This window comes from Thalassotalea sp. HSM 43, from assembly GCF_004752005.1.
Classification (GTDB): domain Bacteria; phylum Pseudomonadota; class Gammaproteobacteria; order Enterobacterales; family Alteromonadaceae; genus Thalassotalea_A.
This window is the reverse complement of record NZ_CP038493.1, coordinates 586,764-600,097: the sequence shown is the minus strand read 5'-3', so window position 1 is coordinate 600,097 and position 13,334 is coordinate 586,764. Positions and strand designations below refer to the sequence as shown.

The following is a 13,334-nucleotide window of genomic DNA, read 5'->3' as shown; positions in this document are numbered from 1 at the left end:
AACTGTGATTAAAAGGTTAAGCCCCTGTAAATCAGGATTTAAATGGTAGCTGACGATGAAACTCGTCAATGTCGGTGATCGCTTTAGCGCTGTGGGTCAGATAGGTTAATTCATCGCCGTGTTTAACCGACGCCAGACAAATCTTATCTGGGTCAGATTTACTCGACAATCGGGCTTTGATAAATGCGCCAATATCTTTTAATTGAATGCTTTCTATCGCTGCCATAAGGCGTTCTTTTTGATCAAAATCGAAGTCTTTATTGCAAATGCTCATCCAGTAGCGTTGGCTTTTAATACGCGGACTGGTGTCTTTCTCTTGCAATTGACCAATAAGGCCTTGTTTTAAGTGGGTCCATTCGTTGTCATTCACAGACGCATCAAATTCGTCGATAAATTCGTTTATCGCCGCAAATAACGTATCGGCACTGGTATCCGGCGATTGAATATAAAAAGCGATACCCGGGTAGCGATTCATCGGTACATAACCGACGCCGACCAAATAGCCATATTGCCTTTCGGTGCGCATTTGGTGGAAAAAGTGCGGTGATATTAGATGACTGGCAATCATGGTGATGGCCATGGTATGGGTATCGTAGTCAGGCATTGGAAAATACATCACACTGGCATAGTCATGCTCAGGCAGCAATTGCGGTAAAATCGCTGTTTTCTGCCCAGCAAAATCCACCACATTACAAGTCACATTAGCTTGATCATCAATATGTTCACCCAACTCGTCAACGATTAAGTTGGCAATGGACAGCGCTTGTTGCTGATTCCAATTACCGTAAATAAATGACTCTATGGTTAGTTTGGCAAAGTACTGACCACAAAAAGCGGTAAAGTCATCGTATCCCACCTGTGATAAGGCATTGGCCAAATCATTACCTGATGGGCTAAATGGTTTCATCAGCGCGCTGAGCTTTGAAAACAGTTGCGAGATCGATTTACTCTTTTCTGCATTACGCCAGTTGGTGATCAGTTGGTTTTTAAATAAGTCAAAACGAGTAGGGGCCAATGAATGATCCTTCATCGCCAATAACAGGTTTTTAAGTAGCAATGGTTGCTTTTCGTTGATGCCAGAAAGCTGCAGTGTCATGCCACCTTGGTGTGGGTACAAATGATAATGAATACCAGCTAATTCGGCGTCGTAATTTTGTTCTAAAACCGAGTCGCTAAATAACTCAACAAACAATCGCGTCATAGCAATGTGCTTTTTGCTGGCAATGGCCGTCGGTGAGTCAATACCGATAACAATTTGCCCTTTGGGCACATAAAACGAACTGTCTTGTTTAAACCAAACTCTAAAGCCAGCTTGTTCTTTGACTAGCTTCGGGATATGCATTTCCTCAACTACTGGGGTCAGTTGCGGGTTGGCGACAATATACGGGTTTGCATCAGGTAGACCCAATTCGTCATGTACTTTGGGCGAGGTTAAGCGAGCCAAAACATCATCGTCAATGTCGCTGACATTATAGGGCACCTTATACCAGTGACTGGTTTGGTTGGTGATGACATCCGGGTTAATGTGTACCATTCGCATGTTGTTTGGTGTTAACAAATCAAGAAAGCTTTTCACCAGCTCAGGTTTGAATTGCAACATCACATAATCGCCATAGATGTAATCATCACTTGGGTAGTGATGCATGGCAATCACTAGCTGATTTACCGAGTCCAGTGCTTTTAACTTTTCTTGGTATTGAAACGAAAACTCTAATATCGCTTTCTTTTCATCATAATAGCCGGCGCGAATACCATCATGCTTTATAAGCTCAATGTAGGCGAAGATCATTTCAGCTATATCAGCTTCATGCTTTTGGCCTTCTTGGGTTAAGCGAATACTGATATTAAAATCTTTAAAATTCGAGCCATTAACGCCGCCACCAGCGCTTAAGCCTAATGCCCACTGCTTGTTTTTTAATATCGACAAAATACTGCCAGGCCCTTCATGCCCAAGTAAGTAGGCGATGTAGCTAACCGGTTTGTATTGGTAATCTTTGTCGATGCCCGGTAAGGCAAAACTTAATATCAGTTTACGCTCTTCTTTTTCTGGGCGGATATTAATATTTAGGCCGAGATTTTTCTCAAGGTATAACGGCACATTTATATCTGGTTTTGCGGATACACCCTCGGCAATGGCTAGGAATTTTTGTTCAGCCAACTGTTTTAGAGCCTCTATAGACTGGGGGCCCTCTAAAACTAACGTCATGCGATTAGCACGATAATGCTCATTAAAGAATGCTTGAACTTCGTCTTTAAGCTCGCTGTTTGGTCTATCCGCCAAAGTATCGATATTACCGACACTGAACTTACTGAACGGATGCGCAGGGTTGATGGTTTCTTTGTGAACATCATAAATACGACGCATATCATCTTTAAGTTTTAACTTAAACTCAGAGTCGATGTTCATCCGCTCTTTTTCGATAAACTCTTTAGATAATAAGGGAGAGATAAAAAATTGACTGAATCTATCAAGTGCCTGTTCAAAGTATTTGTGATTGATATCAAAAAAGAAATTGGTGTGCTCGGTGCCTGTCCACGCATTGTTCGAGCCATTGTGTTGTGCGAGAAACTGCTGGTATTCGCCACTTTCAGGGTATTGTTCAGTGCCTAAAAATAACATGTGCTCGAGAAAGTGTGCCATGCCTTGACGATCGATAGGATCATCAAAATGACCCGCATTTACAGCAAGAGCAGCAGCACTTCGATTTGATTCACTATTATGAACCAATACAAGTCTCAAGCCATTTTCTAGAGTAAGGGCTTGATATTGTTTCGAATCGTTAGGGCTTATTTTCAAAGACTGCTCCAATGGGCGTTATTTGGACGAGCTAACCAGGGCAATTGGCCAGCTTATGAAGGCTATTTTTTTTAATTATTTTAATAATATAGCTGATTACAATTTATTTCTGAACTATTGTTTATCTATAAACTCAGATTCTTTAGAATAACGCACTAATAACAAATCGATTGGCTTAACAATTCGTATAAAATGAATGTATATATAATGCGTCATGGTGACGCTGATACCAGGGTACAAGAAGACAAGCAAAGACCGCTCACTGAAACCGGCGAACTCGAGGTTAAAGTGATGGCCAAATGGCTTGGCTCAGAAGGCGTCAAGTTTGACGCTATTTTTGTTAGCCCGTATAAGCGTGCTCAGCAAACCGCAAAATTACTGCATACGTTATTGGCTGCCGACGTACCATTACAGACCTTTAGTTTAATCACTCCTGCTGGCAGTGCCAGTGAAGTTCACGATTATATTGATGGCATGCTGTCTGTTGAGCGTTGGCAAAACATACTGTTGGTCTCGCATATGCCGTTAGTGAGTTATTTATCGGCTGAGATGTCGACTGATAAAAGCGCACCTATTTTCGCGACAGCCAGTGTGTTACACATCGATTATGATCTGCAAAAAATGCACGGCCCAATCGTACGTCATATAAGTCCTGATAACTTTTGTTAGTACACGTCTTATTTACAGAGAAAATCGTCCTTTAAATCAATCAATATTAATAACGCGCCATCTCCGCCAAACTCTAATGGTGCTTGATGAAACGCCATGATGTCTGGGTGTTGTACTAGCCAGTGTGGGACTTTTGTTTTTAATACGCGATTGCCAATGCCATGAATGATGCATGCACAATTAACGTGTTGTTTAATACATTCGGCAATTAGGGCGGCGATTTCTTGCTTTGATTGTTGTTGCTTTAAACCGTGTAAGTCGAGGGTGATCTCTGGGTAATATTCACCTCGCCTTAATCGTTTGGCTTCAAAACTGTCAACGTCATCGCGGACGAATTTCATTGGTCCTGATTCTTCAAGATTAGGTTCAAATTCGTCAGAAAAGTAAAACAGTTGTTTTTGCTGATCAAGTGTTTGTTTTTTTTTGTGCCAAACGTTTCGCGGCAGTTTTTTGCTTGTCGCTAACTGCATGCGAAGGTATGGTATCCTGCTTGATACGCTTAACCTTCCCTACGGCTTGCTTGAACAAGGTTTTATCGTTTTCGTCTAAGAGATCTTTAAATTTCATAGGCAAATTTTAGCGTTTTTTTGCAGTAAAAAACAGTTAAGCATCAGTAAAATAGTTTATTATTAATTGAAATTAGAAAGTTGGGAGTTTGCTTTGCTCGAAGTCAATGTAAAAGAAGTCATTGAAGATCTAAAAACCATTCACGATTTCTTGCGTTGGTCGGTTAGCCGATTTAACGAAGCTGATTTATTTTATGGTCATGGTACCGACAATGCATGGGATGAAGCCGTTGCATTAACCTTGTTTGCGTTGCATTTGCCTTACAACATGGGTGATAGCATTATGCAAACACGATTGACCAAATCAGAAAAGCAAGCCTTGATAGATATCTACTTGCGACGCATTGATGAGCGCGTACCTGCGGCTTATATCACCAATCTGGCCTACTTTAATGGTTTGCCTTTTTACGTTGATGAGCGGGTTTTGGTGCCAAGGTCGCCAATTGCTGAACTTATCAATAATCGCTTTTTTGGCCTTGTTGACGACGAACCGCAACGCATACTTGATCTTTGTACTGGCAGTGGCTGTATTGCTATAGCCTGTGCGTATCAGTTTCCAAACAGTGACGTCGATGCGGTAGATTTATCTGCCGATGCACTCGATGTTGCGGCGATTAATATTCACAACCATGAATTAAATGAACAAGTTATTCCAATCCAATCTGATCTTTTCTCTAGCTTAACCGAGCAAAAGTATGATTTGATAGTGACAAACCCTCCATATGTGGATGTGGAAGATATCGGTGATATGCCGGAAGAGTTCCATCACGAACCAGAAATGGGGTTGGGCAGTGGCCAAGATGGTCTCGATCTTACTCGCAAAATATTGGCACAAGCCTCGACGCACTTAAACGACGGTGGCAGCTTAATATGTGAAGTCGGTAACTCTATGGTGCATCTTACAGAGCTGTTTCCAACCGTTGATTTTCAGTGGCTTGATTTTGAACGTGGTGGATTAGGGGTCTTTAAATTGAGTAAGCAACAATTACAGCAACATCAACAAACATTCGAAGAGGCGTTAAAGTAGTCGATTATGGCAGGTAATACATTTGGTAAATTATTTCGAGTAACCACCTTTGGTGAGAGTCATGGTCTGGCATTAGGGGCTATCGTTGATGGCTGTCCGCCAGGTATTGAACTAGACGAAGAAGATTTGCAACTTGATTTGGATCGTCGCAAGCCGGGGACTTCTCGCTATACCACCGCTCGCCGCGAAGAAGACTTGGTTAAAATCTTATCCGGTACTTTTGAAGGCAAAACCACGGGTACGCCAATCGGCTTGATGATCGAAAATAAAGATCAGCGCTCAAAAGATTATGGCGAGATAGCCAAGTCTTTCCGTCCGGGGCATGCAGATTATACCTATTGGCAAAAACACGGTATTCGTGATTACCGTGGTGGTGGACGTTCATCTGCGCGTGAAACCGCGATGCGAGTTGCTGCTGGAAGTATTGCCAAAAAGTACCTTAAACAAAAGTTCGGTATGGAAATTAAAGCCTGTGTTTATCAAATCGGCGATGTTAAAGCTCAGAACTACCAGTGGGATGAAGTCGAAAACAACCCATTCTTTTTCCCTGACACCAGCAAACTTAGCGCATTAGATGAGCTGTTACGCGGTATTTTACGTGAAAAAGATTCGATTGGTGCAGGTGTAAAAGTCATTGCGACGAATATGCCAGTTGGTCTTGGTGAACCGGTATTTGACCGATTGGATGCGGATTTAGCGCATGCATTAATGAGTATCAATGCGGTTAAAGGTGTTGAAATAGGCGATGGTTTTGACTGTATCGACCAAAAAGGCTCTGAACACCGTGATGAAATGACACCGGATGGCTTTCTATCTAATTCTGCTGGTGGCGTATTAGGTGGTATATCATCAGGTCAGAATATCGTTGCCAATATTGCCCTTAAACCAACATCGAGTATTGGTGTCAGCGGTAAAACCATCGACATAGATGGTAATCCGACAGATATAATTACCCGTGGTCGACATGACCCATGTGTTGGTATTCGTGCGGTGCCAATTGCAGAGGCTATGGTGGCAATTACCATAATGGACCACTACCTTCGAAATTTAGCGCAAAATCACGACGTCAACTGTCCAACACCCGTGATTGAATAGTCCTTTATTTCTCATAAATCACATTATCAAGAGCAGGCCCTAGAGCCTGCTTTTTGTATCTATATAGCCTCAATTTGTAACTCGCTGTAGCACCTTGTTTTAATTCGTTTTCAGTAAAAACTGATGCTCAAATTAACAAGTTGATTTACTAAACCTTGTATATATTTTCCGCATTCGGTCGCCCCTGAATATGTGCGAACTCGTGTTTGGGGTTGACCACCTTAATTGAATAGGTAGATATGATGAACAAAAGTTTAATTGCTTTAACGGTTGCTGGCTTGTTCGCTACATCGGTAAATGCTAAAGATAATCAACGTGTTGGTTCACCTGACTCAACCGAGCATGCGATTGAAGATGCTAAGCATAAACCGCGATTGAGTTGGAAAGAAAGCTTAGAAAAAAACTATGGCTTGAGCATCGCTTCTGATTATAACTCGTATTATGTGCAATCGAATGATGTGATGGATGGTGCCGATGATAACGCCGCATCTGGCGTATTCCGTATCATGGGTTCATGGGCTGCCACTGAAAATGGCTCTTTAAACTTTAAGATAGAACATCGCCACGCATATACCGACCAAGCACCCAAGTGGTTTGGTTTAAATGATGTGGGTATGGGCAGCATGACAGGCGCTAATTTTTCAGATCAAGGTGCACGAGTTACCAACCTTTATTGGCGCCAAAATTTTGGTGATACGGTACTTTGGGTCGGTTTTTTAGATATCACTGATTACTTAGACGCTTATGCCCAAGCAAGTCCTTGGACTGACTTTACTAACCTAACTTTGGGTACGGGTAACGGCACCATGGGACTGCCAGATGATGCTGCCTTTGGTATTGCCGCAGGTCATATGCTTACCGATAACCTATATATGTTAGGTGGTGTGGTTGATGCAACGGGTAAATCTGACCTAGATGAATTTACCGATAACGTTGATGCGTTCTTAAGTGAAAATGTATATCACAAGTCGATTGAATTTGGTTATACCGGTGCCGGCCAAGGGCGTATTTACTTAGACAACGTGCACGTATCTTACTGGCATCAAGACGAGGGTTCTCGCCACGACCCATACGGCGATAGTGAAGGTGTAAACTTCTCCGCCAGCTTTATGATGGGCAAATGGATGCCATTTTTCCGTGCCAGTGTTTCCGACGGTTATGCACCATTATTGTCTGAATCCGTAACCGTTGGTACTGGCTATTATGGCCTGTTTCAAGAAAAGGATACTTTAGGTTTTGCTTATCAATGGGGTAAAGCAAATGAAGAGCAGTTTGGTCATGATGATGATCAATATATCGGCCAGGTCTACTATAAGATGCCGGTAACGGATTACTTCCAGATCATCCCTGATATCCAATATGTTGATGGCGGAGCCATGAACAAAGCCATGGGTAATGACAAAGGCAGTCAAGTTGTATTTGGTTTGCGTGCTCGTATTATTTTATAACGCACACGCTATAATTCCGCTAAAAAGCGCCAGCTATTAACCAGTTGGCGCTTTTTTATTGTCAAAATTTTAATACATTCGCGCTCTTTGCCGGCAACCTATTTGCATCGATTGACTGGCGATATGTTGGCTTTTTATGTATCTTTTGCGCAACGAAATATATTGGGGAACGCTATGCATATCGCATTAACTGAAGAACAAACCATGATCCAAGACATGGCGAAAAAATTTGCTGAAAGTGAATTGGCACCTGTTGCCGCACAGCTTGATGAAACAAAAGATCAGGCTCTGTTTAAAGAGAATATCGGCAAATTGGCTGAACTTGGCTTTATGGGCTTGAATGTCAAAGCTGAATACGGTGGTGTCGAAGCGGGCGTTGTCGCATTTTCATTGGCAATCACTGAAATCGCTAAAGCGTGTGCGTCAACTGCTGTAACAACCTCGGTAACCAATATGGTTGCTGAAGTTATTCAAGCGGTTGGAAACGAAGAGCAAAAACAAAAGTATTTGCCAAAGCTATGTTCAGGTGAATACCTAGCTGGTGGCTTTTGTTTAACCGAATCAGGTGCAGGCTCTGATCCCGCAGGTATGAAAACCACTGCCGTTAAAGATGGTGATGAGTACGTATTAAACGGCTCGAAAATTTACATCACCAGTGGTGATTTCGCCGGTTGCTTTGTGGTCTGGGCGGTAACCGATGCCGAAGCCAAAAAAGGCAAAGGCATATCGTGCTTTATCGTCGAAGCGGGTACTCCGGGAATGACGATAGGCAAAAGCGAACATAAAATGGGACAACACGCGTCGCCGACGAATGAAGTACATTTTGACAACTGCCGAGTACCGGCGAGTGCCTTAATGGGCCAAGAAAATCGCGGCTTTGGTGTTGCTGTTGGCGAGTTGGCTGGTGGCCGTATCGGTATTGGTTCACTTGCTTTAGGTATTGGTTTAGCGGCTCTAGATTACGCCAAAGAGTACAGCAAAGAGCGTAAACAGTTCGGTACCCAAATCAGCAATTTCCAAGGGCTGCAATGGATGATGGCTGAACGTTACACGGAAATGGAAGCGGCACGTTTATTATTGATGCAAGCGGCATTCTTAAAAGAGCAAGACCAACCATTTGGTCCGGCTGCGTCTATGGCCAAACTGTTTGCGGCAGAAAAAGCCAATAAAGCGGTTTATGATGCGTTGCAAATGTTAGGTGGCGCCGGTTACATTAAAGAATACCCTTTAGAGCGAATGGCTCGAGATGTGCGTATCACCTCGATTTATGAAGGCACCAGTGAAATTCAAAAAGTTATTATTTCACGTGAATTGCTAAAATAACGACATCGTCACTAATTGAACAAAAATTCGCCGAGAAAAAAGTACAACGCCAGAGCATCATACTCTGGCGTTACTTTTTAGCGAACAGTTACATGTTTTGCACTAATTGATAATAAAAATCACTGTAATATCAGCCAATGTAAGGCACAATAAAGCGGTGGAATTCCGCGTTGACGTACAAATATCAGGGAACATGTCATGTCTTCAGGCACAGATTCGAAACAACTTTCCAGCATCAGCCAGTTTATGTCGACCTGCAAGTCTTACTATTCAGGTGTTGCAATCAGCATAATTATTGCTATCGCGTCAGGCGCGTTGGCGAGTCGTTATGATGCACCTGTGATGTTGTTTGCCTTATTGCTTGGTTTAGCACTGCATTTTTTATATGAATCGCCGCAGCATCAAGCGGGCATTAATTTCTCTTCTCGGTCACTATTACGTTTCGCCGTCGCTTTACTCGGGGTGCGAATTGCGTTTTCTGACATCGTTTCATTAGGCATTACGCCACCGCTTATCGTCATTGCGTCAATGGCATTAATGATGCTGTTTGGCATTGTGTTAGCCAAAGCATTGGGTTTGTCTAAAGTATTTGGCGTGTTGTCTGGCGGTTCGGTCGCCGTTTGCGGCGTATCTGCAGCCGCGGCAATATCGACGGTATTGCCGAAAAAAGAATACGAAGAAAAAATGTTTGCTCTGACGGTTATCGGTGTGACCACACTGAGTACCTTAGCCATGGTGCTTTACCCTGTTTTAGTGTCTTATTTAGGATTGTCAGATGAGTTAGCCGGTGTATTTATTGGTGGCTCAATTCATGATGTGGCGCAAGTGGTCGGTGCCGGTTATTCCATCTCACCTGAAGCGGGTGATATCGCCACCTATATTAAATTACTGCGGGTTGCCTTGTTGTTACCTATCGTTATGATCATCTTTTTTGCCTTTAAAGAAAAAGACGGCAAGATGGAAGGTGGCGTCTCAACCTTTATCCCAACGTTTTTAATTGGATTCTTTGTTTTGGCGGTGCTGAACAATGTCGGCTTGATACCTGAGGTTGTTGCTGCAGCCGTGAAAACTTTATCGAGCTGGTGTTTGGTGGTATCGATTGCAGCCATTGGTGTTAAAACCTCACTAAAACAAATCGTCTCAGTTGGTTGGAAGCCGGTGTTTTTGATCACCGCACAAACCATCGTGTTTGCCGCATTAATACTTGCTGGCATTTATCTATTCGCCTAGCGCTATTTATCGCTTAGACGTTTGCCTGTAAATACCAACTTAGCCCGTTGCAATGACGGGCTTTTTTATGTGCAAAAATCATCAAAGAGTAGTGGCTTAAATATCTCTTAATCGCTTTCTAGTGCCTATTACCGTTAGGTTTTTTTACTGTGTCATTTCCTGTGAACTCGCCATTTATTGGCAAAATCAATACAAAAAAGCTCGGCAAGTAAACTGTTTGGCTCAAAATGAATATTATTACTGAACGCGTATTTACCAAAATTTAGCTAATTCTATTTGCTAATCCCTTGTTTTAACTGATGTATACGCGGTTTTTGTCGGCAATATGGGGGGCTTTTTAGCCGGATGAAAAGTTATCGCTAAGGCTAGGTAGTCCTGCTAATTTTACTAGCACAAGATTGAATCAATCTGAACAAGAACAACAAGAATTCAGACTTTATTGGAGAAGACTATGGAATCAACAGTTATTCGTCCCATGCCAAACCCACCAATGGTAGCGGACGATCCTGCCGAGCAGGCGTTGCTAGACAGAATCGCGGCAGGTGAGCTGATAGAAGACATCAGTGAAATGACACCTCGTTATCGTAAAGTGTTAGAAAACACTCTTGAGATTGCCGCCGCTGGTGAAGTGACAGTATTAACTTGGGCACAAACCGGTTATGACACCGCACCGGATCTCGGCGCGAAAATTGCGATTTCAGGCTCTATTCAAGATGAAGTAGGTCATGCACATCAGCAAGGTATGTTATGGGAGCGTTTTGGCGTCGATATGCACGCTGAGGCATTTGAACGTCCAGCAGACAAATTCTGGTCGATGCCTGTTTTAGAGTTTGAAGTAAAAAATTACATTTACTTTTTGGTTGCCCAAGCACTGCTTGACCGTGCCGGACGATACACCACATGGGATATCGAATTGCACTGTTCGTTCGCTCCATATCGTCGCGCATTAAAGAAAGTTAACTTTGAAGAAGTGTTCCATTTCCGTCACGGTTCTTACTGGATGGAATACTACTGGAATCATTCAGAAGAAACCCGCCAGATGGTTCAAGAAGCCGTCGATTGGGTATTTCCGCACGGTGTATTTTGGTACGGCCGCCCCGATAATATGAAAGGCAAAATGGACCAACTTATCTACGGTGTTCGTAAATGGTCTAACGATACCATGCGCGATAAGTGGTTACAGTCAGCATGTAAATTAGCTGAACGCATTGGCTTTAATGTGCCAGCTCACTTTGACGAAGACGAAGGTAAGTACGTATTAGACCTGCCTTACCCGATGACTTGGGATCGTCAAACAGGCGATTGGATTCAGGAAAAATGTGAATGGAGCGATGTTGTTGCCAACATGAAAAGTGGTGGTCGCATGCGTCCTGGAATTTATGAGCGCTTGCAGCGTGAAGAATGGGGTAGTTCATTGTGGTAAACGATCAATTAGAACAGGTTCATAAGGCGCTTAATGATGTTATCGACCCACATATGGGCGTATCCATTGTTGATATGGGAATGGTTAAGCGTGTCGAAGCAACACTCGACGATGAAGTGTATGTGGGCATTGTGAATCCGTGCGTTGGTTGTCCTGCATTGGAAATTATCCTAGCCGATATCCGCAAAGAAGTTGGCAAACTAGACGGCGTAATAAAAGTTAAAGCCCGCGTTGAATGGGGCCATCAATGGGACAAAGAAGATATCTCATGTGAAGGTCGCGCACGCGCCGCCCGACATGGCTACGTTATTTAGCAAATAAGAATAAAGTAAAAACACCCAGAGCGATTCTGGGTGCTTGGAGAGATTTTACCATGAGTAAACTAGACCATAAAAAAGACGCCCATGTATACGAGGTATTCGGTCGTCACAAAATCGACAAAGACCTGGTTCATCTTGGTTGTATTTACGCTCTTAACGATGAGTTAGCGCGAGCACAATCGTATATGACTTACTCAGAAAAACCTTGGGTAGAGTTAATGTGTATCCGCCAAGACAACATTTTGAGTGTTGTCGCCCAAGATGAAAACGTGGTTATAGGTTTCGCCTAATGACAGATAATGCCCCAAACGAACCAAAGAAAAACGTCAAAACGTTTCAGGACGAATACGACCAAACGGTTGAATGTCCTTGGTGTAACAGCACCGATACCGTCGTCGCCAGCCCATTTGGCGGTACCGTGTCGGAAATCCTGTTTCGTTGTAACAGCTGCAAAAACACCTTTGGTTGGATGAAGTGGCAACACAAAATGCCGAAATAGTCATGACGGCATGTGGCAAGAATTTAAAATTATGGGAAGAGAACAATGAGTACTGATAATAATTTAATGGCGAACCTATTATGTATCGCTGATTCACAATGGGTACTTGGCCATTGGTATACAAAGAACCTATTGAACAGTCGTAACCTACAGGATGCGACGGCGTTGGCGGCGATGTCGCAAGATGTCTGGGGCCATACCCGTGCCTTGTTCCGTTGGTTGGAAGAAGAAAACGATTTGCCTGACTTTCAAATTGAGTTTGGTCGAGATGCCACTCAAGTACACAATATGGAGGTGCTGGATAAGGCACCGCAATCCTATGGCGATTTCATTCTGAGCATCTTTTTAGCGGAATACTCGGTTTGGCGATTGATGGCGACGTTAAAGGACGGTAACGATCCTGCGGTTGCTTCTATGATGACGGCCTTTGGTAAAGAGTGTTATTTTCACCGCTTGAATATTGATGGTTGGTTTGCCTTGCTAAGTGATGCTGAAAAACAAGAAATCATCGAGGCCTTACCGCAACGTTTAGGTCAAGCCATCGCTTGGTTTGGCACAAAATCAGCATCTGAAGCCGATCCATTACTTATTAGTGGTCAACGTTCACAAGCGGTATGGGATGCCAGAGAACAGTTTATTGCCGAAATCAGCAAAAAATTAGCGAATGTACTCGATCTTAGCGAAGATAAGATTGAAGCCATGGCGGATCAGGTGAACGCTGCTGAGCGCAATAATGCTCGTCGTCGCGTCGTCGAATCAGCCATGCCGGCCAACTTATGGGAATACGTATTGCCGTCGTCAGAAGATGCAGTCAAAACACGTCGTCCGTTATCAATTGGTATTGATGAAACTATCGATCTATTTGATAAGCCAGAAACGCGAAGCTTCGATTACAACTAAGCGAGAGCTCATTCAAGCATATTATCTAAAACCCGGT

13 protein-coding genes are annotated in these 13,334 nt (G+C 43.1%); 11 read left to right on the top strand and 2 right to left on the bottom strand.

Features of this window, described 5'->3' with window-relative positions; genetic code table 11:
* Positions 1-31 precede the first annotated feature (31 nt).
* On the bottom strand, positions 32-2,797 hold the full coding sequence (locus E2K93_RS02625) for an insulinase family protein (RefSeq protein WP_189637836.1): 2,766 nt from the start codon (positions 2,795-2,797) through the stop codon (positions 32-34).
* Between the two features lie 192 nt (positions 2,798-2,989).
* Here E2K93_RS02625 and sixA point away from each other — a divergent pair, with 192 nt between their 5' ends.
* Entirely contained in the window at positions 2,990-3,466 is a 477-nt protein-coding gene (sixA, locus tag E2K93_RS02620; RefSeq protein ID WP_135437594.1) for a phosphohistidine phosphatase SixA, read from the top strand.
* Positions 3,467-3,474: 8 nt separating this feature from the next.
* Here the strand turns inward: sixA and smrB are convergent, their stop codons facing one another.
* Complete coding sequence (smrB, locus tag E2K93_RS02615) at positions 3,475-3,936, bottom strand: endonuclease SmrB (protein ID WP_135437593.1); 462 nt, start codon at positions 3,934-3,936, stop codon at positions 3,475-3,477.
* A 190-nt stretch (positions 3,937-4,126) separates the two neighbouring features.
* On the opposite strand from smrB, the gene prmB reads away from it, so the two are divergent.
* The 10 genes from prmB (at position 4,127) to E2K93_RS02565 (ending at position 13,297) form a co-directional block, all read left to right on the top strand.
* The gene (gene prmB, locus E2K93_RS02610; RefSeq protein WP_135437592.1) at positions 4,127-5,059 is read left to right on the top strand and encodes a 50S ribosomal protein L3 N(5)-glutamine methyltransferase; all 933 of its coding nucleotides are present in this window, start codon (positions 4,127-4,129) and stop codon (positions 5,057-5,059) included.
* 6 nt (positions 5,060-5,065) lie between these two features.
* Complete coding sequence (aroC, locus tag E2K93_RS02605) at positions 5,066-6,154, top strand: chorismate synthase (RefSeq protein ID WP_135437591.1); 1,089 nt, start codon at positions 5,066-5,068, stop codon at positions 6,152-6,154.
* Between the two features lie 242 nt (positions 6,155-6,396).
* The gene (locus tag E2K93_RS02600) at positions 6,397-7,602 is read left to right on the top strand and encodes a carbohydrate porin (protein WP_189637835.1); all 1,206 of its coding nucleotides are present in this window, start codon (positions 6,397-6,399) and stop codon (positions 7,600-7,602) included.
* Positions 7,603-7,776: 174 nt separating this feature from the next.
* The gene (locus tag E2K93_RS02595) at positions 7,777-8,925 is read left to right on the top strand and encodes an acyl-CoA dehydrogenase family protein (protein WP_135437589.1); all 1,149 of its coding nucleotides are present in this window, start codon (positions 7,777-7,779) and stop codon (positions 8,923-8,925) included.
* Positions 8,926-9,123: 198 nt separating this feature from the next.
* Positions 9,124-10,155, top strand: coding sequence for a YeiH family protein (locus E2K93_RS02590; RefSeq protein WP_135437588.1), 1,032 nt, complete (start codon positions 9,124-9,126; stop codon positions 10,153-10,155).
* A gap of 451 nt (positions 10,156-10,606) precedes the next feature.
* Positions 10,607-11,578 carry a Phenylacetic acid catabolic protein gene (locus E2K93_RS02585; RefSeq protein WP_135437587.1) on the top strand — a complete coding sequence of 324 codons (972 nt, stop codon included), beginning with the start codon at positions 10,607-10,609 and terminating at the stop codon, positions 11,576-11,578.
* Positions 11,572-11,892, top strand: a complete 321-nt coding sequence (locus tag E2K93_RS02580; RefSeq protein WP_135437586.1) for a metal-sulfur cluster assembly factor — start codon at positions 11,572-11,574, stop codon at positions 11,890-11,892. Before E2K93_RS02585 ends, E2K93_RS02580 begins: the two co-directional genes overlap by 7 nt.
* A gap of 59 nt (positions 11,893-11,951) precedes the next feature.
* Positions 11,952-12,188 (top strand): phenylacetic acid degradation b, encoded by a 237-nt coding sequence (locus E2K93_RS02575; protein WP_135437585.1) that lies wholly within the window; start codon positions 11,952-11,954, stop codon positions 12,186-12,188.
* On the top strand, positions 12,188-12,397 hold the full coding sequence (locus tag E2K93_RS02570; protein ID WP_135437584.1) for a hypothetical protein: 210 nt from the start codon (positions 12,188-12,190) through the stop codon (positions 12,395-12,397). The genes E2K93_RS02575 and E2K93_RS02570 overlap by 1 nt, the downstream gene beginning before the upstream one ends.
* Before the next feature lie 45 nt (positions 12,398-12,442).
* A complete protein-coding gene (locus E2K93_RS02565; protein WP_135437583.1) occupies positions 12,443-13,297 on the top strand; it encodes a Phenylacetic acid catabolic protein in 855 nt (284 codons plus the stop codon).
* Positions 13,298-13,334 lie beyond the last annotated feature (37 nt).